At 74.2% G+C, this 22734-nt stretch carries 25 protein-coding genes and 1 pseudogene; 8 read left to right on the top strand and 18 right to left on the bottom strand.

The window, feature by feature from the left end; genetic code table 11:
• Positions 1–172: 172 nt before the first annotated feature.
• The 8 genes and pseudogenes from mutM to rsmD all read right to left on the bottom strand — a co-directional run bounded on the left by mutM (position 173) and on the right by rsmD (position 5785).
• Positions 173–1030 (bottom strand): bifunctional DNA-formamidopyrimidine glycosylase/DNA-(apurinic or apyrimidinic site) lyase, encoded by an 858-nt coding sequence (gene mutM / locus OG559_RS04525; protein ID WP_405112771.1) that lies wholly within the window; start codon positions 1028–1030, stop codon positions 173–175.
• A gap of 196 nt (positions 1031–1226) precedes the next feature.
• Positions 1227–1952, bottom strand: a pseudogene (gene rnc / locus OG559_RS04530) (ribonuclease III); the annotation flags it as partial.
• 103 nt (positions 1953–2055) lie between these two features.
• Positions 2056–3054, bottom strand: a complete 999-nt coding sequence (locus tag OG559_RS04535) for a phosphate acyltransferase PlsX (RefSeq protein ID WP_405116381.1) — start codon at positions 3052–3054, stop codon at positions 2056–2058.
• 114 nt (positions 3055–3168) lie between these two features.
• On the bottom strand, positions 3169–3342 hold the full coding sequence (gene rpmF, locus OG559_RS04540; protein WP_161687848.1) for a 50S ribosomal protein L32: 174 nt from the start codon (positions 3340–3342) through the stop codon (positions 3169–3171).
• A 5-nt stretch (positions 3343–3347) separates the two neighbouring features.
• On the bottom strand, positions 3348–3911 hold the full coding sequence (locus OG559_RS04545) for a YceD family protein (RefSeq protein WP_350888493.1): 564 nt from the start codon (positions 3909–3911) through the stop codon (positions 3348–3350).
• A 111-nt stretch (positions 3912–4022) separates the two neighbouring features.
• Complete coding sequence (locus tag OG559_RS04550) at positions 4023–4520, bottom strand: hypothetical protein (RefSeq protein WP_396669795.1); 498 nt, start codon at positions 4518–4520, stop codon at positions 4023–4025.
• A gap of 222 nt (positions 4521–4742) precedes the next feature.
• Entirely contained in the window at positions 4743–5225 is a 483-nt protein-coding gene (coaD, locus tag OG559_RS04555; protein ID WP_387016554.1) for a pantetheine-phosphate adenylyltransferase, read from the bottom strand.
• Positions 5222–5785, bottom strand: coding sequence for a 16S rRNA (guanine(966)-N(2))-methyltransferase RsmD (rsmD, locus tag OG559_RS04560; RefSeq protein ID WP_405112775.1), 564 nt, complete (start codon positions 5783–5785; stop codon positions 5222–5224). The genes coaD and rsmD overlap by 4 nt, the downstream gene beginning before the upstream one ends.
• A 306-nt stretch (positions 5786–6091) precedes the next feature.
• On the opposite strand from rsmD, the gene OG559_RS04565 reads away from it, so the two are divergent.
• A complete protein-coding gene (locus tag OG559_RS04565) occupies positions 6092–7372 on the top strand; it encodes a hypothetical protein (protein WP_405112777.1) in 1281 nt (426 codons plus the stop codon).
• A gap of 201 nt (positions 7373–7573) precedes the next feature.
• Here the strand turns inward: OG559_RS04565 and OG559_RS04570 are convergent, their stop codons facing one another.
• The 3 genes from OG559_RS04570 to OG559_RS04580 form a co-directional block, all read right to left on the bottom strand.
• Positions 7574–8512, bottom strand: coding sequence for a serine hydrolase domain-containing protein (locus OG559_RS04570; protein WP_405112779.1), 939 nt, complete (start codon positions 8510–8512; stop codon positions 7574–7576).
• Positions 8513–8663: 151 nt separating this feature from the next.
• Positions 8664–10868 carry an ATP-dependent DNA helicase RecG gene (recG, locus tag OG559_RS04575; protein ID WP_405112781.1) on the bottom strand — a complete coding sequence of 735 codons (2205 nt, stop codon included), beginning with the start codon at positions 10866–10868 and terminating at the stop codon, positions 8664–8666.
• Positions 10865–12481 (bottom strand): DAK2 domain-containing protein, encoded by a 1617-nt coding sequence (locus OG559_RS04580; protein WP_405112784.1) that lies wholly within the window; start codon positions 12479–12481, stop codon positions 10865–10867. The genes recG and OG559_RS04580 overlap by 4 nt, the downstream gene beginning before the upstream one ends.
• A 177-nt stretch (positions 12482–12658) precedes the next feature.
• Here OG559_RS04580 and rpmB point away from each other — a divergent pair, with 177 nt between their 5' ends.
• Complete coding sequence (rpmB, locus tag OG559_RS04585; RefSeq protein WP_013284551.1) at positions 12659–12850, top strand: 50S ribosomal protein L28; 192 nt, start codon at positions 12659–12661, stop codon at positions 12848–12850.
• Between the two features lie 105 nt (positions 12851–12955).
• On the opposite strand, the gene OG559_RS04590 is transcribed toward rpmB, so the two are convergent.
• A complete protein-coding gene (locus tag OG559_RS04590; protein ID WP_405112787.1) occupies positions 12956–13423 on the bottom strand; it encodes a GNAT family N-acetyltransferase in 468 nt (155 codons plus the stop codon).
• Positions 13424–13451: 28 nt separating this feature from the next.
• Complete coding sequence (locus tag OG559_RS04595; RefSeq protein ID WP_405112790.1) at positions 13452–14390, bottom strand: thiamine-phosphate kinase; 939 nt, start codon at positions 14388–14390, stop codon at positions 13452–13454.
• A 182-nt stretch (positions 14391–14572) separates the two neighbouring features.
• Between OG559_RS04595 and OG559_RS04600 the strand changes: the two genes are divergently transcribed.
• Positions 14573–14806 (top strand): Lrp/AsnC ligand binding domain-containing protein, encoded by a 234-nt coding sequence (locus OG559_RS04600; RefSeq protein ID WP_161687828.1) that lies wholly within the window; start codon positions 14573–14575, stop codon positions 14804–14806.
• Between the two features lie 9 nt (positions 14807–14815).
• Complete coding sequence (locus OG559_RS04605; protein WP_405116383.1) at positions 14816–15475, top strand: DUF3515 family protein; 660 nt, start codon at positions 14816–14818, stop codon at positions 15473–15475.
• A 42-nt stretch (positions 15476–15517) separates the two neighbouring features.
• Here OG559_RS04605 and OG559_RS04610 read toward each other — a convergent pair whose 3' ends face one another.
• Together OG559_RS04610 and OG559_RS04615 are read right to left on the bottom strand one after the other, a co-directional pair.
• Positions 15518–16615 carry a D-alanine--D-alanine ligase family protein gene (locus OG559_RS04610; RefSeq protein ID WP_405112792.1) on the bottom strand — a complete coding sequence of 366 codons (1098 nt, stop codon included), beginning with the start codon at positions 16613–16615 and terminating at the stop codon, positions 15518–15520.
• Between the two features lie 187 nt (positions 16616–16802).
• Positions 16803–17018 (bottom strand): hypothetical protein, encoded by a 216-nt coding sequence (locus OG559_RS04615; RefSeq protein WP_396669786.1) that lies wholly within the window; start codon positions 17016–17018, stop codon positions 16803–16805.
• A 428-nt stretch (positions 17019–17446) separates the two neighbouring features.
• Here OG559_RS04615 and OG559_RS04620 point away from each other — a divergent pair, with 428 nt between their 5' ends.
• On the top strand, positions 17447–18292 hold the full coding sequence (locus OG559_RS04620; RefSeq protein WP_405112794.1) for a helix-turn-helix domain-containing protein: 846 nt from the start codon (positions 17447–17449) through the stop codon (positions 18290–18292).
• A gap of 4 nt (positions 18293–18296) precedes the next feature.
• Positions 18297–18497 carry a DUF397 domain-containing protein gene (locus OG559_RS04625; RefSeq protein WP_405112796.1) on the top strand — a complete coding sequence of 67 codons (201 nt, stop codon included), beginning with the start codon at positions 18297–18299 and terminating at the stop codon, positions 18495–18497.
• A 231-nt stretch (positions 18498–18728) separates the two neighbouring features.
• Here OG559_RS04625 and OG559_RS04630 read toward each other — a convergent pair whose 3' ends face one another.
• Genes OG559_RS04630 through OG559_RS04640 form a run of 3 tightly spaced genes read right to left on the bottom strand, consistent with a single transcriptional unit; the run spans position 18729 to position 21599 of the window.
• Complete coding sequence (locus OG559_RS04630; RefSeq protein WP_405112798.1) at positions 18729–19844, bottom strand: cystathionine gamma-lyase; 1116 nt, start codon at positions 19842–19844, stop codon at positions 18729–18731.
• 7 nt (positions 19845–19851) lie between these two features.
• Positions 19852–20859, bottom strand: coding sequence for an NAD(P)H-dependent glycerol-3-phosphate dehydrogenase (locus tag OG559_RS04635; protein WP_405112801.1), 1008 nt, complete (start codon positions 20857–20859; stop codon positions 19852–19854).
• Positions 20856–21599 carry a lysophospholipid acyltransferase family protein gene (locus OG559_RS04640; RefSeq protein ID WP_405112803.1) on the bottom strand — a complete coding sequence of 248 codons (744 nt, stop codon included), beginning with the start codon at positions 21597–21599 and terminating at the stop codon, positions 20856–20858. Before OG559_RS04640 ends, OG559_RS04635 begins: the two co-directional genes overlap by 4 nt.
• Positions 21600–21719: 120 nt before the next feature.
• Here OG559_RS04640 and cofC point away from each other — a divergent pair, with 120 nt between their 5' ends.
• Together cofC and OG559_RS04650 are read left to right on the top strand one after the other, a co-directional pair.
• On the top strand, positions 21720–22376 hold the full coding sequence (gene cofC, locus OG559_RS04645; RefSeq protein WP_405112806.1) for a 2-phospho-L-lactate guanylyltransferase: 657 nt from the start codon (positions 21720–21722) through the stop codon (positions 22374–22376).
• A gap of 35 nt (positions 22377–22411) precedes the next feature.
• Positions 22412–22609, top strand: coding sequence for a cold-shock protein (locus OG559_RS04650; protein WP_350885811.1), 198 nt, complete (start codon positions 22412–22414; stop codon positions 22607–22609).
• The last annotated feature ends 125 nt before the right edge of the window (positions 22610–22734 follow it).

Genomic DNA, 22734 nt, shown 5'->3' on the forward strand with positions numbered 1-22734 from the left:
CGCGGGGATTCGGGTTCGTCCGGGGCATCGGCGCGGTGGCCGACCGCCGGCATGCGCTGTACGTCCATGGCGGCCCAGATGCCCCGCGGACCGGGCGGCTAATCCTGCCGTCACATCGACGGGACGCACCCCGGGCGGCGGGGCCGGTCGGGCCGCTCCGGGGTGCCCAGGGTCATCCCCGGAGCGCCCCCCGGGGCCGGGGCTGGCAGCGGGGACAGCTGTACGAGGAGCGGTTCATGAACGCCTCGCGGCGCATCGGCGTCCCGCACCGTCGGCACGGCTCACCCTCCCGGCCGTACGCGTTGAGGACGCGGTCGAAGTAGCCGCTCTCGCCGTTGACGTTGACGTACAGGGCGTCGAAGCTGGTGCCGCCCGCGGTGATCGCCTCGCTGAGGACGTCGCGGACGTGGCCGAGCAGCCGCAGCGTGGTCGGCCCGGTCAGCGCGTCGGTCGGCCGGGCGCCGTGCAGCCGGGCCCGCCACAGCGCCTCGTCGGCGTAGATGTTGCCGACCCCGGAGATCAGGGTCTGGTCGAGCAGCGCCCGCTTCACCTCGGTACGCCGGCGGCGCAGGGTGGTGACGAAGGCGTCGTCGGAGAACTCCGGGTCCATCGGGTCCCGGGCGATGTGCGCGATCTCCCCCGGCAGTTCCGCCCCGCCCTCGGAGACCGACAGCCCGCCGAACGTGCGCTGGTCGACGAAGCGCAGCTCGGGGCCGTCGTCGGCGAACCGGAACCGGACCCGCAGGTGCAGCTCGTCGGCCGCCGTGGCCGGCTGGAGCAGCAGTTGGCCGGACATGCCGAGGTGGCCGACGATGGCGTCACCGCTGTCCAGCGGCAGCCACAGGTACTTGCCGCGCCGCCGCACGTCGCGCACCGTCCGCCCGGCCAGCACGTCGGCGAAGTGCGCCGGGCCGGCCAGGTGGCGGCGGACCGCCCGGGGGTGGCGCACTTCGACGGTGGCGATCCGCCGGCCGGTGACCCACTGGGCCAGGCCCTGCCGGACGGTCTCGACCTCGGGCAGCTCAGGCACGGCCCGCCTCGTCGGCCGCCCGGACGTCCAGCACGCTGCCGCCGGCCGGGTTCGCGGCGGACCCGTTCGCCCCGCCGGGCGCGCTCGCCCCCACCGCCGCCGGCGTCCCGGCCTCTGCGGCCGCCGACTGTTCGGTCGCCGCCCGCTCGGCGGCGTCCCGCTCGGCCTGGGCAGTCAGCTCGGCGGCGTCCCGCTCGGCCTGGTCCCGCTCGGCCTGGGCGGTCAGCTCCCGCCAGGCGGACTCGGCGGCACGCTGCTCGGCCTCCTTCTTGCTGCGCCCCTCCGCCCCGCCGTAGCGGTTGCCGGCGACCACCACCCAGGCGGTGAACGTCTTGAGGTGGTCGGGGCCGGTGCCCTCGATCCGGTACTCCGGGACGCCCAGCCCCAGCGCGGCGGTCAGCTCCTGCAGGCTGGTCTTCCAGTCCAGCGCGGCGCCCCGACCGGCCGACTCGGCCATCAGCGGGTCGAACAGCCGGTGGATCACGATGGCGGCGGTGTCGAGGCCGTACTGGAGGTAGATCGCGCCGAGCAGGGCCTCCAGGGTGTCGGCGAGGATGCTCGCCTTGTCCCGGCCGCCGGTGCTCTCCTCGCCCTTGCCCAGCAGCAGGTACGCGCCCAGCCCGTCCGGGCCCAGGCCACGCGCCACCTCGGCGAGCGCGCGCATGTTCACCACGCTCGCCCGCAGCTTCGCGAGCTGCCCCTCGGGAAGATCGGGGTGGTTGTGGAAGAGCGCGGCGGTGATCACCACGCCGAGCACCGAGTCGCCGAGGAACTCCAGCCGCTCGTTGGTGGGCAGGCCGCCGTTCTCGTACGCGTACGAGCGGTGGGTCAGGGCCCGCTCCAGCAGTTCCGGGTTCAGCGAGACCCCGAAGGCGGACTCCAGGTGGCCGACGGGGGCCCGCCGCCGCTTGTCGTTGGTCATGATGCGGTTACCTCTTCGTTCGCGACCGGGCGGGCCGCGCGCGGCGGGCCCCCCGGGGCCGGCGCGGAGCACGCGGCCGGTCGGGCCGGGACGGGACAGGCGGTCACAGGCTCACCTCGGTGTCGGTGGTGCGATCGGCGTGGTCACCGGGCTGGGCGGGGGTTTGCGGAGCACGATCGAGCAGCGCGGAGACCGTTTCGGTGGCCCGCCGACGCCACAGGTGGGCGGCGAGGGCGATGCCGGAGGCGACATCGTCCTCCCGGGCCGCGCCGTGGCAGACGACCACCGTCCCGGCCACCCCCAGCAGGGCCGCCGCCCGGGGGACACCGCCGCCGGCGGGCGGCCCGCCGGCCATCGCGTACGCGCCCTCGATCGCCTTGAGCAGCACGTTGCCGGTGAAGCCGTCGGTCACCACCACGTCGGCGCGCGCGCCGGAGGCGATGTCGTACCCCTCGACGAGGCCGACGTAGCGCGCTTCGTGGGGCAGCGACACGGCGGCGAGCATCGAATCGGCGGTGCGCCGCAGCCGGTCCCCCTTGCCTGCCTCGGTCCCCACGGACAGCAATCCGACCCGGGGCTCGGCCACCCCGTGCGCGACGGCCGCATAGGCCGCACCGAGCACGGCGTGTCGGGCCAGCGTGGCGGGGCCGGGTTCCAGGGAGCCGCCGACGTCGAGCAGCACCACCGGGCCGGCGACCGCCGGCAGGGTGGCCACCAGCGCCGGCCGTCGCACGTGTGGCCAGCGGCCGAGACCCAGTGCGGCGGCGGTGACGGTGGCGCCGGTGGCGCCGGCGGAGACCACCGCGTCGGCGGTCCCGTCGCGGACGGCGGTGACCGCCGCCCGCACGGTGCTGTCGCCGCGGGCGGCGACGGGGTGGTCGGCCATGCCGACGGCGGCCCGCACCGGCCGGACCGTGATCCGGGTGCGCTGCACCGGGTCGAGGGCACCGATCAGCCCGTCGGCGACCTCGGCGGGGCCGACGAGCAGGAGGTGCAGGTCCGGGTCGGCACGCATGGCATACAGAGCGCCGCCAACCACGACGGCGGGAGCATCGTCCCCGCCGAGGAGGTCAACGGCGATCCGCACGGTGCCCGGCTCCACCGGGACGTCGGCCGGAACGGGCCGGCCGGCGACGGCGGGAGCCGGGGCACCGGGCGATCGCCAGGATGCACGCGCCACCCGACCTGGGGTCGGGGGCGTCACTCGGCGTCCAGGTCAGACCTCGATGACCTGGCGGCCGTTGTACGTGCCGCAGACGGAGCAGGCGGTGTGCGGCAGCTTCGCCGACTTGCACTGCGGGCAGGCCACGGTCGCGACCACGGCCGCCTTCCAGTTCGCCCGGCGGGACCGGGTGTTGCTGCGCGACATCTTGCGCTTCGGGACGGCCACGGTTCTTACTCCTCTGTACGGGTCAGTTGCGACAGGCCCGCCCAACGCGGGTCGATCTGCTGGTGACTGTGGTCGGCCGGCAGATCGTCCCACTGCACCCCGCACTCGGGGCACAAGCCTGGGCAGTCCTCCCGGCAGAGCGGGTTGGTCGGCAGCGCGAGCACCACCGCGTCCCGCAGCGCCGGCTCCAGGTCGATCAGATCGTCCTGCATCCGGCCCACCTCGTCCTCGTCGGTCGTTTCGTCCGTGGTGCTGTCCTCGTACGCGTACAGCTCCTGGACGTTCACGGCCACCGAGTCGTTGATCTCGCGCAGGCACCGGCCGCACTCGCCCCTGACGAGACCGCTGACGGTCCCCGAGACGAACACGCCCTCGGACACCGACTGCAGCCTCAGGTCGAGGTCGAGGTCCGTGCCCTCCGGTACGCCGATCAACTCCCCGCCGAGGTCCGCCGGTGCCGGGACGACCCGCTTGACCGTACGCAACGCGCCAGGGCGACGCGGCAGGTCCCTCGTGTCGAGGACCAGCGGCGCCTTGGGGTTGAGTGATGAAGACGAGTGTTTGGGCATAGTCAGACTCCGGCCGGTGAGAGGCCGACAAAGCAGGTTACCTGGGCGACCGCCGGACCGTCGAACCGGGGGCGGCGCCCGACACCCGCCTGTCGGCTGCTGAGGTGCCGCTCAGAAGGGTAGCGGGCGATCCGCCTCGTCCCCACCGAAGGTGCCGATCTCCCGCAGCGCGTGCATCTTGTCCCGGCCGCGCTCTATCGAGGCGAGCGCCCGGGTGAGGAACTGCTCGAAGTTCGCCAGCGCGGTGTCGACGTAGTCGTCGACCTCCTCGCGCAGCCGTTGCGCCTCGGCCCGGGCCTCGGCGATGATCCGTGCCCCCTCGTGCTCGGCCGAGACGGTGATCTCGTTCACCGACACCAGGCGGGCGTGTTCCGCCTCACCCTCGCTGATGATCCGGTCGGCCTCGCGCTTGCCGGCGTCCATGATCTTGTCCCGTTCCTCCAGCAGGACGGCGGCCCGGCGCAGGTTGGCGGGGAACTCGGCGCGCATCTCGTCGAGGACGGCGATCATCTCGCCCCGGTCGACCATGCAGTTGTTCCGCGACATCGGGACGGAGCGAGCCTGCTCCACCATGGCGATCAGTTCGTCGATGCGATCGAGCGGGTCCACCGGTACCTCACTCCTGTCGTTCGTCGGCCGACCTACATGATGCGGGCTACGGCCGGGTTCCCGCTCGACCCATCATGTCGCGCCGGGGCCACCGCTTGCCGATCCACCCCGCCCGGCGCGCGTCGTGTCGCGCCCGACGGGGCCGATCGGGCACGCGTAGGCCCGACGAATCGCCCGCAACGGGGCGATCCGGTGGCCGACGCACGAGATCGGGCGCGCGGGTCAGGGGTGCGGGGTGAGGCGGGACCGGAGGGCGTCGCGAACCAGGTCCGGGACGTGGGAGGAGATGTCGCCGCCCCACTTGGCCACGTCCTTGACCAGGCTGGAGGAGAGGAAGGAGTAGAGCGGATTGGTCGGCATGAACAACGTCTCCACCCCGGCCAGGCCGATGTTCATCTGGGCCATCTGAAGCTCGTAGTCGAAGTCGCTGACCGCCCGCAGGCCCTTGATCAGCACACTGGCCTGCTGCGCCCGGCAGAAGTCGACCAGCAGGCCACGGAAGGACGCGACCCGCACGTTGTCGTACGAGGACGTCACCTCCCGGAGCATGTCGATCCGCTCCTCGACGGTGAACAGGCCGCTCTTCGACTGGTTCACCAGCACGCCGACGATCACCTCGTCGAAGAGTCGGGCGGCCCGCCCGATGATGTCGAGGTGTCCATTGGTGACCGGGTCGAACGAGCCGGGACACACCGCACGTCTCATGAGCGGCGACCGTACCAAAGGGTGGTCTCGCCGTATCGACGGCTACGCTCCCCTGCGACGCCCCGCACCCAGGCGACCGGGCCGGTCCGGCTGGACCGTTCCACCACCACCAGGGCGTCCGCCGCCAGCCAGTCACCGTCGACCAGCGCGGCCAGCAGCTCGGTGACCTCGGCGTCGGACACGGCGTACGGCGGGTCGGCGAACACCACGTCGTACGGCCCGCCGTCCGGCCCGGCCGCCAGCACCGTGGCGACCCGGCCGGCGACCAGCCGGGCGGCCGGGGCGGCCCGCAGCGCGGCGATGTTCTCCCGGACCACGCGGGCGGCCCGGGGATCGGACTCGACCAGCAGCACGTGTGCCGCGCCCCGGGACAGCGCCTCCAGCCCGACCGCGCCGGACCCGGCGTACAGGTCGGCGAAGCGCGCACCGGCCAGGTCGACGTCGGCCTGCACCGCGCTGAACAGGGCCTCCCGCACCCGGTCGGAGGTGGGTCGGGTGCCGGCGCCGGGCGGCGCGGAGATCCGCCGGCCGCCGAGCGTCCCGGCCACGATCCGGGTCACCGCCTGCTCCTGCTCATGCCCCGACGCTACGCGACCCCGCAGGGCGCCACGCTGCGTGGCTGGGGCGTCATGCCACAGTCACCGGGCGTACATCAATGATCTCAAATCCATAACATCACTTTCGGAGGTTTCCGTGCGCTGTGCCGGCCGGCCCGTTCTCGCTAGGGTCTGCCGGGTGCCGGCCGCGTCCCGCCGGCCCAACCGGCGCCGGGAGGCGTCGTCGCGGGCGCGCCGCACCCGGCCGCGACCACTGACCCCCGCTACCCCGCGCCGCACCCCTGATGCTTCTTCACCCCGGGAGTACGCGTGATCCGTCCCAAGCTGTCGCCACGACGGCCGATCGTCGTGGCCGCCGCCGCCCTGGCCGGCCTCGCCACGGCGTTCGCGGCGTCGTCGCCGGCGCTGGCCACCAGCCCGTCCCCGATGCCGTCGGCCTCCCCGGCCTCGCCCGCGCCGACGCCGTCCGCGAGCGCGTCGCCGGCCTCGCCCGCCCCCGAGGGGCCGACCTGCGTCAGCGCGGCCAACGCGCAGTACACGCACACCTTCCGCGGCAAGCGCGGCGAGGCCAGCATCACGCTGGTCAACGGCCCGCTCTGCGAGGGCGAGGAGCAGTCCTTCGCGCTGGTCTCCTACGTCGCACCGTCGACGAAGGTCGAGTTCCCGCAGTACGTGCTGAGCAAGTCGGTGGACAAGTTCACCTCCGTCGCCAAGGACGAGGTGGGCACCCGGTCCACGCTGAAGTTCAAGGTCGAGGTCCCCACCTGCTACACCCAGGTCGACTTCGTCTTCGGCGACAAGATCATTGACCCGCTGACGGGGAGCGACCTCTACGGCAACCGCAAGGTCGGCAGCCCCAAGGGCATCGGCTCCCAGTCGAAGGGCCCGAAGGCCTGGTACAACGGCGGCGGCGGCACCTGTGAGGCCGCCCCCGAGGTGGTCGTCGAGTCCGACTGCACCGGCAAGGTCACGTTCAACCTGATCAACCGCGACGGCAACGCTGCGGCGAACTTCGTGATCACCACCGACAAGGGCTTCAGCAAGGCCGTCACGGTCGCCCTGCGCAGCATCGAGAAGGTCGAGCTGGACGCCGCCGCGGTGGACGGCCAGATCACCGTCACCGCGAACGAGAAGAGCCTCTGGACCGGCACCCAAAAGGCCCCGGCGGAGTGCCAGGAGCCCGAGGTCGGCGAGCCGGAGACCTCCTACGAGTCCACCTGCGACGAGCTGTACCTCCTGGTCCAGAACCCGAAGGACGGCGTCAGCCTGACCGTGACCTTCACCCCGAGCACCGGCACGCCGCAGACCGTCACCATCGAGCCGGGCACCAACAAGTCCGTGCAATTCCCGGCCTCCAAGGGTCTGACCGTCGTCCTCACCGGCGACCTGGAGTCCGACGAGCCGATCGAGTGGACCGCCCCGATCTCCGGCTGCGACGGTGGCGGCAGCGGTGGCGGCGACCAGGACGGTGGCCTGCCGGTGACCGGCGCGGCGGCCGGCGGCATCGCCGCGGGCGCGGTGGCCCTGCTGGCGGCCGGCGCGGTGCTCTTCGTCGTCGCCCGGCGTCGGCGGATCCGCTTCACCTCCTGACCCACTGACCTGACGGGGTTCCCCCGAAACCGCACGAACCGAGGGCGCGTCGACCACCCGGCCGACGCGCCCTCGCCCCTTCCAGGCCGTCCCCCGCCCCCACAGAATCGCGCTCTTTCACGGAATTAGTGGCGTCGTGCTCGCCGGAGGCCACTAATTCCGTGAAAGAGCGCTTGTGTGGGACGCGGGGGGTGGGGGTGGTCAGGTGGGGGTGAGGAGATGGTCGATCAGGGTTGGGGCGACCGGGTCCTCGTCGTCGTTGGTCAGCACGACCAGCCGGCGGTCGGAGTCCGGCAGCCAGGCGACGAACGCCTTGAAGCCGAGGTTGTGCCCGGAGTGGCCGATCGACCGCTCCCCCGCCGACAGGCCGACGAAGCAGCCGTACCCGTACGCCTGCGACCCGAAGCTGGCCGGCGCGTACGCGGTGATCATCCGCGCGACCGAGGCGGGGGTGAGCAGTCGGGCGTCCCGCAGCCCGTCGAGCCAGGCCAGTAGGTCGTCGGCGGTGCACCAGACGTCACCTGCGCCCATGCCCACCGTGTCCAGGTCCCAGGAGGGCACCGGACGGCCGCCGGAGTGGCCCGTCGCCACGTCGGCGCGTCCCGCGCCGGAGCCGGCGAAGCTGCCGGTCATGCCCAGCGGCGCGAAGACCTCCTCCGCCAGGAAGTCCCGGTACGGCCGGTCGGCGGCCCGCTCGACGGCGCGGGCGAGCAGGACGTAACCCGGGCTGCTGTAGTGCCAGCCCGCACCGGGGGTGAACAGCGGCGGGAGCGCGCGGAACCTGGCCAGCAGCTCGTCGGGGTCGATCGCGCCGGCCAGGTCGAGCAGCGGGTACTCCTCCCAGTGCCCGAGGCCCGAGGTGTGGGTGAGCAGGTGATGCAGGGTGATGGGCCGCCAGGCCGGCGGGCAGTTCGGCACCCACCGGTCGACGGGATCGTGCACGTCGAGCCTTCCCCGCTCGGCGAGGAGCAGGACAGCCGCGGCGGCCATGTTCTTGCTGATCGAGGCGATCTGGAACCGGGTCCGGCCGGAGCAGGGCTGACCGGTGACGTCGTCGGCGAGGCCGGTGGCCTGCTCGACGGCGCGCCGGTCGCCCTGGGCCAGCAGCGCCATGCCACGAAGGAGAGATGGGGTCGACATCGGCCGAGCCTAGGCGCGGACGCGCCTGCGGTGGGGCCGCCGACGACCCTGACGGCGGGCGAAGCCGCTCCTCCCGATGTGCCGCACACGCTCCGCCCGACGAGGGGGCCCCTGCGCTCCACCCGGAGTCGATCACCCCGCCCAAGCGGGATCAGCCCTTCTCCAGGTACTCCGCTCGTTCCTCGTCGACCAGGGCGGCCACCGAGGCGGCCAGCGCCGGGTGGCGTTCCAGCTCCGGGTCCTCCTCGACCAGGGCGATCGCCTCGGCCCGGGCGTCCCGGATCAGGTCGGCGTCGCGCAACAGCGACAGCAGCCGCAGGTGCGAGCGCCGGCCGGACTGGGTGGCCCCGAGCACGTCGCCCTCGCGGCGCTGCTCCAGGTCCAGCTCGGCGAGCTTGAAACCGTCCGTGGTGGACGCCACCGCGTCGAGGCGCTCCCGGGCCGAGGAGCCCTCGGCGGCCTCGCTGACCAGCAGGCAGAGCCCGGCCGCCGAACCCCGGCCCACCCGGCCGCGAAGCTGGTGCAGCTGGGAGACGCCGAACCGGTCGGCGTCCAGCACGATCATCACGGTGGCGTTGGGCACGTCGACGCCGACCTCGACGACCGTGGTGGCGACCAGCACGTCCAGGTCGCCGGCGGCGAAGGAGCGCATCACGGCGTCCTTCTCGTCGGCGGGCAGCTTCCCGTGCAGGACGCCGATCCGCAGCCCGTGCAACGGCCCCTCGGCGAGCAGCGGGGCGACCTCGGTCACCGCGAGCGGGGGCCGTCGACCGTTGTCGTCCTCCCGGGGCGGCTCCTCCTCCGACGCCGGCCCCTCTCCGATCCGGGGGCACACCACGTACGCCTGGTGGCCGGCGGCGGCCTCCTCGCGGAGCCGGCGCCAGGCCCGGTCCAGGAAGGCCGGCTTCTCGGCGGCGGGCACCACGTGCGAGGCGATCGGCGAGCGCCCCTGCGGGAGCTGGGACAGGGTGGACGTCTCGAGGTCGCCGTAGACGGTCATCGCCACCGTGCGCGGGATCGGGGTGGCCGTCATCACCAGCACGTGCGGCGGCTGGTCGGCCTTGGAGCGCAACGCGTCGCGCTGCTCCACGCCGAACCGGTGCTGCTCGTCGACCACCACGAGGCCCAGGTCGGCGAAGTCCACCCCCTCGTACAGCAGGGCGTGGGTGCCCAGCACGATCCCGGCCCGCCCGCCGGCCACCTCGGCGAGGGCCTGCCGGCGGGCTGCCGCACCGAGCGAGCCGGTGACCAGCTCGACCCGGGTGGCGTCGTCGGCGGCGCCCAGCTCACCGGCCCGGGCGAGCGGGCCGAGCAGGTCGAGCATCCCCCGGTGGTGCTGGGCGGCGAGGACCTCGGTCGGGGCGAGCAGCGCGGCCTGCCCGCCGGCGTCGACCACCTGGAGCATCGCCCGCAGCGCCACCACCGTCTTGCCGGAGCCGACCTCGCCCTGGAGCAGCCGGTGCATCGGGTGCGGGACGGTCAGGTCGGCGGCGATCTCCGCGCCGACCGCCCGCTGGCCGGGGGTCAGCTCGTACGGCAGCCGGGCGTCGAACGCGTCGAGCAGCCCACCGGCGCGCGGCGGCCGGGCCCTCGCCGGCCAGGCGGCGGCTCGAAGCTTGCGCTGCACGAGGGTGAGCTGCACGGCGAACGCCTCGTCCCACTTGAGCCGGCGGCGGGCCCGGTACAGGTTCTCCTTGCTGGACGGCCGGTGGATCTCGCGCAGCGCGGTGCCGATCCCGACCAGTTTGCGGTCGGCCCGGACGGTGGCGGGCTGTGGGTCCTCCGGCGGGGTGAAGGTGTCCAGCACCACCCGCACGCAGCGGGCGATCACCCAGGTCGGCACCGCCGCCGCGGCCGGATACACCGGGATCAGCGCCCCGGCGAACTCCTCGACCTCCTCGCCGACCGCGGCCTCACCGTCGCCGCCGTCGCCGAGCATGACGTACTCCGGGCCGTTGAGCTGCCGCTTGCCCCGGAACTCGGTGACCTTGCCGGCGAACAGCCCCCATCGGCCGGGGCGCAGCTCCCGCTCCCGCCACGCCTGGTTTCCGAAGAAGGTCAGGGTCAGCACGCCGCCGGAGTCGTCCCCGACGGTCACCTCCAGCAGGTTGCCCCGGCGCTGGCGCATCGGCCGCACGGTGGTCTTCTGCACCTGGGCCAGCACGGTGACCTGCTCGCCGACGTCCAGCGAGCGGATGTCGGTGTGCTCGCCGCGCTCGTCGTACCGGCGGGGGAAGTGGTAGACCAGGTCACCGGCGGTGTGCAGGTCGAGGTGCGCGGCCAGGGCCTTGGCCGTCTTGTCCCCGACCAGCTTCTTCAGCGGCGTGTCGACCGTGGCCGGCTCGGACGTCGTCATTCGACCCCCACCAGGAGCGGATAGTGCGGTTGGCCGCCCGGGTACGCCTGGACCTCCACGAACGGCCAGCGCCGGGCGACATGCTCGCGGACGGCCTCGGCCAGCCCGTCGGGGGCGTCCGCGCCGGAGAGCAGGGTGACCAGCTCGCCGCCGCCGCCGAGCATCCGGTCGACCACGGCGGCGCAGGTGTCGGCCAGGTCGACGCCGATCAGGTGCACCTCCCCCTCGACCAGGGCGAGCACGTCGCCGGGGCGGCACGGGCCGGCGACGGTCAGCGCCTCCCGGCTGGCCCAGCAGACCTCGGCGTACCGGCACGCGCCCGCGGCCTCGGCCATCGCGATCACGTCGTCGGCGAAGCGGCGATCCGGGTCGCGCACGGCGAGGGCTGCCAGCGCCTGCACCGGCGACCGGGTCGGCACCACGCTGACCTTCACCCCGAGCGCGTGCGCCTCTCGCGCGGCGGCGCTCGCCACGGCCTGGGTGTTCGGGTCGTTGGGCAGCACCACCACCCGGGCCGCCGCCGTGGCCCGGATGGCGTCGAGCAGCTCACCGATGGACGGGTTGCCCGGCACCACGGTCGCCCCCTCGCCCTCGAACAGTTCCGCCATGCCGACGCCGGAGGCGACCACCACGGCCGCCCGGCCGTGGTGGGCCGGGGTCGGCGTGGCCACCTGGTCCGCGAAGCGGGTCACCGAGATCCGGTACGGCCGGCCGGCCTCCACCCCCGCCTCCACGGCCGCGCCCACGTCGTTGACGTGCACGTGCACGTTCCAGGTGGTCGACGCCGCATCGGTGGCCCCGTCGCCGACCACCACCAGCGAGTCGCCGAGCCCGGCCAGGATCTCCCGCAGCCGGGTGACCGCCTCGGGCCCGGCGTCGAGCAGGAACTGCACCTCGTACGCGTACTCCGCCGAGCCGGTCTCCCGGGCGGCGGTGGCCGGCTGGCGGGCCTCGCGCGGGTCCGGCGCCGGCCGGGTCGGGCTCTCCCCCGTGATCACCTCGACCAGCGCGTCGAGCAGCAGGCACAGCCCCCGACCACCGGCGTCGACCACGCCGGCGCGGGCCAGGGCCGGCAACTGCTCGGGGGTGCGCGCCAGGGCCCGGGCCGCCGCTCCGGCCGCCGCCCGGGCGACGATGCGCAGGTCGTCGCTGTCCGCCGACTCGGCCGCCCTGGCCGCCGCCGCGACCACGCTGAGCAGGGTGCCCTCGACCGGGCGGGCGACAGCGGCGTACGCCGCCGCGGTGGCGTCGCGCAGCGCGGCGGCCAGCTGGCGGCCCCGCACCGCCGGCACGGTGGCCAGGGCGTCGGCGAAGCCGCGCAGGATCTGCGACAGGATCACCCCGGAGTTGCCCCTGGCGCCGAGCAGCGCGCCGCGCGCCATCAGCCGCAGCGCGTGCCCGTGCGGGGTCGACCCGCCGTCGCCGACGGTGGCCAGGTCCATCGCCAGGGCCTGCTGGGCCGAGGTGAGGGTGAGCACGAGGTTGGTGCCGGTGTCGCCGTCGGGGACCGGGTAGACGTTGAGGTCGTCGATCTCCCCCTGGTGCCGGCGGAGCGCGGCCAACCCGCCCGCGCACCAGCGGCGCACCGCGGCGGCGTCGAGGGTGTCCAGCACGGCGAGAAGCCTACTGGCGCGCACCGACACGCGCCCGGGCCGACCGTCCCGTTCCGGCGTGTCCACTCGACAGGGGCCGGTTGGCCAGGCACGGGGGCATCGGGTAACCTGACCAGGTTGCCCGGGCAGCGCTTGGCGGCGACCTCATGAACGTTTCAAAACACCCAGGAGTATCCCGTGGCTAGCGTGTGCGACGTCTGTGGCAAGGGACCGGGCTTCGGCCACAACGTGTCCCACTCGCACCGGCGGACCAACCGCCGCTGGAACCCGAACATCCAGTCGGTGCGCACTCCGGCCGGTGGCGGTACCACCAAGAAGTTGCAGGTCTGCACCTCCTGCATCAAGGCCGGCAAGGTCACCCGCGCCTGACGCGGTAGCGCCGACCCACCCTTTCGCCGAAAAGCCGGCGGGCCCCGAGGGCCCGTCGGCTTTTCGTGTCCGCCCTCGGGGCGGGGCACGGCGAGGATGGGGGCGTCAGAGGGTACGGCCGAAGGAGAGGCAGCCCGGGGCGTCCTGGTAGTACCCGAAGTTCGGGATGTGCTCGTACCCGGCCGAGGTGTACATGGCGATCGCCTCGGGCTGCTTGGCCCCGCACTCCAGGATGAGCCGCTTGCGCCCGTGCTCGCGCGCCGACCGCTCGACGGCCACGAGCACCGCCCGCGCCACGCCTCGTCCGCGCGCCACGGGGCTGGTGTACATCCGCTTCAGCTCCGCGGTGTCCCCGGTGTCGCCGTGGCTGCGCCAGCCGCCGCACCCCACCGGCTCCCCGGCCAGGTACGCGACCAGGAACGCCCCGCCCGGCGGCTCGAACTCGACGGCGTCGACCGGGGTGTCGTCCCCGCTGCCTCCGTACCGCTGACCCAGGTCCGCCAGGGCGGCCCGGACGAGCCGCTGCGACTCCGGCGAGTCGAAGCGGGTCGCGCGGATCTCAATCTCACTCACCGGTGAAGGGTACGTCGCTGACCAGCCGTTACCGGAAGTGGTCCCAGCCGGTCGGCCCGGCGTACGGTGCGCCGTCGACGGTCACGCCCCCGCCCTCGACCACCCGGCCGACCGGCTGCCACGGCGCGGGCAACGCCACCGCCGGGGGGAAGGTCGCGGCCAGCGCGTGGTCGTCGCCGCCACCGAGGATCCACAGGTACGGGTCGACCCCGAGCGCCTGGGCGGCGTCACGCATCTGCCGGGGCACCTCGAAGGCGTCCCGGCGCACGTCGATGCCGACCCCGCTGGCCCGGGCCACGTGTCCGAGGTCGGCCAGCAGCCCGTCCGACACGTCGATCATGGCGGTGGCGCCGAGCCGGGCGGCGTGCGGGCCGGCCGGATACGGCACCTCGGGCCGCCGGTACGCCTCGACCAGCAGCTTCGGGGTGCGGAAGCCCCGGGACAGCACGGTGTACCCGGCGGCGGCGTACCCGCTGCGGCCGGCCAGGGCCAGCACGTCCCCCGCTCGGGCGCCCGAGCGGACCACCGGGGCCAGCCCGCCCAGGTCGCCGAGGGCGGTGACCGCGATCGTCAGCGTCGGGCTGGCGGACATGTCGCCGCCGACCACGCTCGCCCCCACCGTGGCTGCCTCGGCGGCCAGCCCGTCGGCCAGTTCCTCGGCCCAGGCCGGGTCCAGGTCCGCCGGCATGCACAACGCCACCAGCAGCGCGGTCGGGGTGCCGCCCATCGCCGCGATGTCGGCCAGGTTGGCCGCCGCCGCCCGGTGCCCCACGTCCCGGGCGCTGGACCAGTCCCGCCGGAAGTGCCGCCCCTCGACCAGCACGTCGGTGGACGCGACGACGCGGGCGTCCGGCGCGACCAGCACCGCCGCGTCGTCGCCGGGCCCCAGCAGGCAGGCCGCTCCCTGGGGCAGCCGGGCGGTGACCCGGTCGATCAACCCGAACTCGCCGATCCCCGCCACGCTCATGCCCGTCCCCCGTCGCGCCCGTACCCGCCGTGGGCCCGGAACCGTCCCGCGCCCCATCCGCTGTCGCGCCCGTCGCGCTCGCTCACCGCTTCTCCTTGGCCACCGATAGGGATCAGACCTGGTCCGTAAGGTACTTTCACCCTTCGGGCCGCCTGCGGGCGGCGACGGACGGAGGTCGAGTCGTGGTACAGGCGTACATCCTCATCCAGACCGAGGTCGGCCGAGCGCGTGACGTGGCCGATCTGATCGCGGACCTTGCCGGCGTGGTACGGGTCGACGCCGTCACCGGCCCATACGATGTGGTCGTGCTCACCGAGGCCAACACGGTCGACGAGCTCGGCAAACTCATCGTCAGCAACGTGCAGATGGTGCCCGGCATCACCCGCACCCTCACGTGTTCGGTGGTGCGCCTGTAAGTGGACGAGATCAGCTCCTCCCCCGATAAGACCGACAAGACCGACAACACCGACAAGCCCGACGGCGCCAGCGGTGCCGACGGGCAGGCCCCGGGCACGCCGCGCCGGGACCGGGCCAACCGGAGCGCGGCGCTGATGGCCACGCTGATCGCCGTCCCGGTGACCGTGGCCGTCGCCGGGTTCACCTTCGCCAAGCTCGCCCCGGACACCCCGGCCGCCGAGCCGGCCCCGGCGGCGACCAGCGCCCAGCCGCAGTCCACCGCGCCGGTCGAGATGGCCGCCCCGAAGCTGCCCGAGCGGCCCGAGATCGTGTGCCGCGCCCTGACGTCGCAGCTCCCGTCGACCGTGCGGGGCCTGGGCCAGCGGCCGGTCACCGCCGGCCCCGAGCAGAACGCCGCGTACGGCGATCCGGCGCTCACCGTCGCCTGCGGCGGCGACGAGCCGACCCCCGGCACCACCGACGACGTCTGGGTGGTCAACAAGGTCTGCTGGTACCCGGTCGAGGGGCCGGACGCGACCGTGCTCACCACCCTCGACCGGGAGACCGCCGTGCGGGTCACCGTCCCCCACACGCACGGGCCGGCCCTGCAGTGGGTGAGCCCGATCTCCGACGTGGTGGTCGCCACGGTGCCCTCCGGCGGCGCCGTGCCGGCCGGCTGCACGGGCTGAGCGCGGGCCGGGCCCGCTCGGCGCGGGGGGCCGGGTGCGGGTTCAGTGCAGGCCTACGCCGCGCCGCTGGGCGGTGCGGATCAGGCGGTTCACCAGCTTCGGGTACTCCAGCCCGGAGGCGGCCCACATCAGCGGGAACATCGACGTCGGGGTGAACCCCGGCATGGTGTTGATCTCGTTGAGGTAGACGTCCAGCTCGGGGGTGACGAAGAAGTCGACCCGGGCCAGCCCGGCGCAGTCCAGCGCGGCGAACGCACGGACGGCGTACTCCTGGACCTGGCGGGTGACATGCTCGGGCAGGGGTGCCGGGAGGTCGTACTCGGGCTCGGAGAGGTACTTCGCCTCGAAGTCGTACCAGGCGTGCTCGCCCCCGGCGCGCACCTCGGCCAGCAGGGACGCCTCGGCTCCGCCGCCGGCCTCGCCCTCCAGCACGCCGCACTCGATCTCCCGGCCGACGATCGCGCCCTCGACCAGCACCTTCGGGTCGATCTCCCGGGCGGCGGCGACGGCGGCCTCCAGGTCGGCCCAGTCGTCGACCTTGGTGATGCCGAACGACGATCCGGCCCTGGACGGCTTGACGAAGACCGGCAGGCCGAGCCGCCGCTTGTCCTCCTCGGAGAGGGTCACCCCGTTGCGCAGCACGGCGTACGGCCCGACCGGGATGCCCTCGGCGGCGCAGAGCTTCTTGGTGAACTCCTTGTCCATGGCGGCGGCGGAGGCGAAGACGTTCGCCCCGACGTACGGGATGCCGGCCATCTCCAGCATGCCCTGGATGGTGCCGTCCTCGCCGTAGGCGCCGTGCAGGACGGGGAAGACCACGTCGACGTCGGCGAGGGCCCGGGGGCCCTGGGTCGGGTCGAGCACCATCAGCCCGTTGCCCGTCGGGTCGGCGCGCAGCACGATGTCGGCACCGGCCGTGGCGGTGATCTCCGGCAGTCGCCGGGCGCTGATCGCCAGCTCGCGAGGGTCACCGCTGGTCAGCACCCACTTGCCGGCCCGGGTGATGCCCACGGGGACCACCTCGAACTCGTCCGGGTCGAGCGCGCCCAGCACGCTGCCGGCGCTGACGCAGGAGATGCCGTGCTCGGGGCTTCGGCCGCCGAAGACGAGGGCCACACGGGTCTTGCCTGGGGTGGTCACTCGGTCACCCTTTCGTCCGCGACTGCGAGGCTGATGGCGCTCACCCGGTTGACCTTACTGTGGGTGGCGAGACATGGATGCCGATACCCGGGGAGGGCGGCAATACACCGCAACCGGTCAACATCGCCTACACGCAGCGTAATCGCATCAGCTCGGACGCTCGGGGCGGTCGGCGGCCGACCGGCGGTCAGAGGCCGTAGCGGCGGCCGACCGCGATGACCTTCACCCGCTGCCGGCCGGCCCGCACCATGCCCAGCGCCATGAACGCGCCGGCGATCCGGTCGGCCGCCTCCCGGCTGCTCGCGCCGACCACCTGACGGCGCCGCTCGGGCGCACGCCGCTCGTCCCGGAGGGGTCCGTCGACGGGCCGGACGTCGGTCAGCACCACCAGGAACCGGGTCATGGCCGCCCTCCGGTCCCGCCCCACTCCGACCGGGCGGACGCCTGTTCGGGCTCCGCCGTGGTCGCCGCGAGGCCGCCCGAACGGTCCCGACACACGTAGGCCAGGCTCGCGTGGATCCACGCGTCGTCGTTGTCGCGGAGCACCGGATGCGCGCACCAGCGGCACCGCGACACCCTGGGCCAGGAGGCGGTCACCGTCATGCGACTCCCTTCCGGTGCGTCCCGGGTGGCGGCACGCGGCGATCGGGTACGGGGGAGAAAACCCGATCGCCACGCGCCCCATCCCCTCCGGTCACTCACCACCGCCGTCGCCACGACAACCGGCAGTGAGGAACTGGTCACACATTGACACGTGGATGGGCGTGAATGCAACTCTCATCGACGTTCTCTCATGTACACCTTCCCGAAGATGTGTGTCACCATCAATGCATGGCACCGAAGACCGCCAGGGCCCGACGGCTCGGCATCGCGCTGCGTACGCACCGGGAGGCGGCCGGCCTCACCCTCGAGGCCGCCGCCGACGAGATCAACAGCACCCGGAGCACCCTGTCCCGGTACGAGAACGCCCAGACGCTGATCAGCCCGGCCACGGTGCGCGCCCTGCTCACCCTCTACGGCGTGGGCGCCGACGAACTCGCCGCGGCCGTCCAGCTCGCCAAGGACGCCCGCAAGCCGGGCTGGTGGGTGTCCTACTCGTACCTGCTGGACCGACGGACGATCGACTTCATCGCGCTGGAGGCGGAGGCCACCGGCATCGCCAACTTCGAGCCCTCGGTGGTGCCCGGCCTGTTGCAGACGGCGGACTACATCCGGGCGGTGATGCGGGGCGGCCCGCACACCCTCAGCGACGACCAGGTGGAGCAGCGGGTCCACCTGCGACTCGACCGCCAGCAGCGGCTCACCGACGAGAATCCACCGATCCTCGACGCGATCATCGACGAGGGCGCGCTGCTGCGCCCGGTGGGCGGTGGGAGCGTGATGGAGGAGCAACTACGCCACCTGCTCAAGACGTCCGAGCTGCCCAACATCACCGTCCAGGTGATCCCGCTGGTCGCGGGCTACCACCGGGGCACCCGGGGCTCGCTGCACATCCTGGAGTTCCCCGACCCGGAGGATCCGATCATCGCGTCGGTGGAGACGGTGGCCGGGCAGATGGTCCTGGACCGGCCCGGTGACCTGCGTACCTGCACCAAGATCATGGAGCATCTACGGACGGTCGCGCTCAGCCCCGCGGCCAGCCGGGAACAGCTCTTCCGCATCCTGAAAGGACGGTAGGACAATGACCCCGACGACGAGCGCGGCACTGGCTGCGGCGCGATGGCGCAAGAGCAGCCGCAGCGGCGACGAAGGTGCCTGCGTGGAGATGGCGGTCGTGCCCGACGCGATCGCGGTCCGCGACTCCAAGGACCCGGCCGGCCCGGCGCTGATCTTCCCGCCGACAGCCTGGACCGCCTTCGCCACAGCCCCGCCCCGCCGCTGACCGCCGCGCCGGCCGGCCGGGGGGTCCCGCCCCGGCCGGCCGGCGCGGCCCACCCCGGCCGGCACCCGCCGGCCCCTCGTCGTGGTCCACCCGCCGCCCGGTCCGCACCGCCGGCCAGCGGGTGGGCCACCACCACACCCCACCTCCGCGCCCCGGCGATCCTTCCGGTGCGGGTCGGCTGGTGGAGATCACGCCGAGTGATCCGGTGGACCGCAGGCGGGGGCCTTCCGCTCAGGCGTCGAGAGCGGCGGTGACGTCGGCCAGCAGGTCGGCGGTGTCCTCCACCCCGCAGGAGAGCCGGACGAAGCCGGGGGCGGTGTCGTCGCCCCACTGGGCCCGGCGGTCCGCCGTGGTGTGCAGGCCGCCGAACGAGGTGGCCGCGTCCACCAGCCGGGCCGCGTCGACGAACCGGCCGACCCGCTCGGCGTCGCCCAGATCGAACGCGAGCATCCCGGGCATCCGGCGCATCTGCGCCGCCGCCACCAGGTACGCGGGGTCGTCGGGCAGGCCCGGCCAGCGCAGGCCCGTCACGTCGGGGCGGCCGGCGAGCAGCCGGGCCAGCGCCTCGGCGTTGGCGGACTGCCGGGCCAGCCGCAGGTCGAGGGTCGCCAGCGAGCGGTGCGCCAGCCACGCGTCGAACGCCCCAGGCACCGCGCCCGTGACGGTGCGCCAGGCGGTGACCGGGTCGAGCAGCTCCGGCGTACGGGTCGCCACGTAGCCGAGCAGCAGGTCGGAGTGCCCGGTCAGGGCCTTGGTGCCGGAGGCGACCACCAGGTCCGCGCCGAGATCCAGCGGGCGCTGGCCGAGCGGCGTGGCGGTGGTGTTGTCGACCGCGACGAGGGCGCCGGCGGCGTGCGCGTCCCGGGCCAGCGCGGCGATGTCGGCGACGTCCAGTCCCGGATTGGCCGGGGTCTCCAGCAGCACCAGCCGGACCCCGTCGAACGACGGGTACGGCCCGGCGGTCGGCGCGAACAGCACCCGCACGCCGATCCCGGCGAGGGTGTCGGTGGCGAACGTCCGCATCGGGTAGTACCCGTCGGCGGGGAGCAGCACGGTGTCGCCGGGGCGCAGCAGCGCCAGCAGCAGGCCGGTGATGGCCGCCTGCCCGCTGGCGAAGACCCGCACGTCACCGCCCTCCAGCTCGCCGATGGCCGCCTCCAGCAGCCGGCGGGTCGGATTGTCCGGCCGGCCGTACCCGTTCGGGGTCGCCGCCGGTCCCTGCCACGGGTCGAGGTGGTACGTCGCGGCGAAGACCGGCCCGGGCAGGAACGGCTGCCCCGGGGTCGGCTCGGGCAGGCCGGCCCGGACGCAGCGGGTGCCGTCACCGTCACCGGTCGGCGCGCTCATGCGGGCCTCACTCGTACGACTCGGGCTTGGCGGTGCGGCTCATCAACACGTCCACGGCGAGCCGGGGATCCATCCCCTCGTGACAGATCCGCTCGATCTGCTCGGTGATCGGCATCTCCACCCCGTGCGAGCGGGCCAGGTCCCGGATGGCCAGGCAGCTCTTCACGCCCTCGGCGGTCTGCCGGGTGGCCGCCTGGGCCTGCTCCAGGGTCTCCCCCCGGCCCAGGTGCTCGCCGAAGGTCCGGTTGCGGGCCAGCGGCGACGAGCAGGACGCCACGAGGTCGCCCATCCCGGCCAGCCCGGCGAAGGTGATCGGGTCCGCGCCGAGCGCCACCCCGAGGCGGGCGGTCTCGGCCAGCCCCCGGGTCATCAGCATCGCCCGGGTGTTGTCGCCGAAGCCCATCGCGGTGGCGATGCCGTACGCGAGGGCGATCACGTTCTTCACGGCCCCGCCCAGCTCACAGCCGATCACGTCGTCGTTGGTGTACGGCCGGAAGTACGGCGTCCGGATCGACGCCTGGACGAGCTGGGCGCGGTCGTCGTCGGTGCCGGCGACCACGGTGGCGGCGGGCTGCTCGGCGGCGATCTCGGGGGCGAGGTTCGGGCCGGAGACCACCACCACCCGGTCCGGGGTGACCCCGGCGGTCTCCACGATCACCTCGCTCATCCGCCTGGTGGTGCCCAGCTCGATGCCCTTCATCAGCGACACCAGCGTCGAGTCCGGGTGCAGGTGGCCGGTCCACTCGGCGAGGTTGCCGCGCAGCGTCTGCGACGGCACGGCCAGCACCACGATCTCCGCGCCGGTGATCGCCTCGGCGGCGTCGGCGGTGCCGGTGACCCGCTCCGGCAGCCGCAGGTCCGGCAGGTACTCCGGGTTGTGCCGACGCGACCGGATCGCCTCGGCCACCGGCTGCCGCCGGGCCCAGATCGTCACGTCCCGGCCGGCGTCGGCGAGGATCTTGGCGAACGCCGTCCCCCACGACCCGGCCCCCAGCACGGCCACGTGGCCGGTCACGCCGCACCCCCCTCGGCCGGCAGGGAGCGGGTGACGGCGGGACGGGACGGCCGTTCCCACAGCGGTGGCGGCGTCCCGCCGCGGATCTCGGCGAGCTGGTCGCGCAGGCGCAGCATGATGGCCTCGGTCATCTCTTCCAGGGTGGCCTTGGTTGGCGTCGAGCCGGCCCACCGGCTCAGGTCGACCGGCGGACCGGCGACCACGGTCACCGGGATGCGGGGCCGCAGGCTGAACCGGTTGGTCCGCGGGTCGAAGAGCTTCTCCGGGCCCCACATGGCGACGGGGACAACCGGGGCGCCGGTGGCCAGCGCCAGCCGGGCGGCGCCGGTCTTGCCCTTCATCGGCCACAGCTCCGGCTCGCGGGTGGTGGTCCCCTCCGGGTAGATCACCACCGCGCCCCCCTCGGAGAGCGCGGCGACCAGGGTGTCCAGCGACTTGACGGCGTCCGCCGTGCCCCGTTCCACCGGGATCTGCCGGCACCGGTGCAGGATCCAGCCCGCCACCGGCACCCGGAAGACGCTGGCCTTGCCGAGGAACCGGGGCCAGCGCCCCGCGTCGTAGACGAAGTGCGCGGAGACCAGCGGGTCGGCGTGCGAGAGGTGGTTCGGCACGATGATGATTCCGCCGTCACGGCGCAGCTGCTCCATGCCCCGCCAGGTGCGCCGGGTCCAGACCACCATCACGGGCTTCACCAGCAGCACGGCGAACCGTTGCCAGAACCCCAGCCTGCGCCGTGTCACCCTGCCTCCTCGTAGCCCGACCCGCGCCGCACCCGCCCGCGCTGCCCGCAGCGAAATCATGCCTGCTCGCCCCGGGTACGGCCAGTGCGGGTGCCGCCCCCCGACTGGCAGGATTGTCCCGTGCGGCATCGAACCTGGACGGTGGTGGTACCGGTGAAGCGCCTCGGCGCGGCGAAGAGCCGGCTGCGCGGGGCGCTGCCCGGCGTACCCCACGAGGGGCTGGCGCTGGCCCTGGCGGCCGACACGGTCGCCGCGGTGCGGGCGTGCCCGGCGGTGGCCGCCGTGCTGGTGGTCACCGACGACCCGCTGGTGGCGGCGATGGCCGGCGCGGCGGGCGGGCGGGCCGTGCCGGACGCGCCGGACGCCGGCCTGAACGCCGCCTTCCGGCACGGTGCCGAGGTCGCGACCGCCGGCGGCGGGGTGTGGGTGGCCGGGCTCACCGCGGACCTGCCGGCGCTGCGCCCGGCCGAGCTGGCCGCCGCGCTGGACGCGGTCACCGCCGGCCCTGCCGGGGTACGCCGGTTCGTGACCGACGCCCCGGGGAGCGGCACCGTGCTGCTCGCCGCGCCGCCCGGCGTGCCGCTGGACCCCCGGTTCGGGGTCGGCTCGGCGGCGGCCCACCTGGCGAGTGGCGCGGTGCCGCTGACCGGCGAATGGCCGACCCTGCGCCGGGACGTCGACACGGCCGCCGACCTGGCCGCCGCCGCCCGGCTGGGGCTCGGACCACGCACCGCCGCCCTGGCCGGCGCCGACCGGCCGGCCGCCGACCCGGGTTGACCCGACCGGCCCGGCGCGGGGTGTACGGTGCTGCCATGCAGGGCACGGTGGCCACCTATGACGCGGCGACGCGCAGCGGCGTGCTGCTCCTCGACGACGGCACCGAGCTGGCCTTCCCGGCCCGGGCGTTCGACGCCTCCGGGCTGCGGCTGCTCCGGCTGGGCCAGCGGGTCCGGATCGAGACCGACACCGTCGGGGAGATCGTCCGGGTGACGTTGCCGACGATGCCGTGAGCTACCCGCCCAAGTTCATTTTGCGTTAACCCGTTCCGGGACATTATGAGCGGGTGAGCACCCCTCGCGAGCAACCCACCGGCCCGTCCACCGACGACCGCCCACCCGCCGACGACCGCCCCACC

This window comes from Micromonospora sp. NBC_01405 (assembly GCF_045040155.1).
In the GTDB taxonomy this organism is placed as follows: Bacteria; Actinomycetota; Actinomycetes; order Mycobacteriales; family Micromonosporaceae; genus Micromonospora.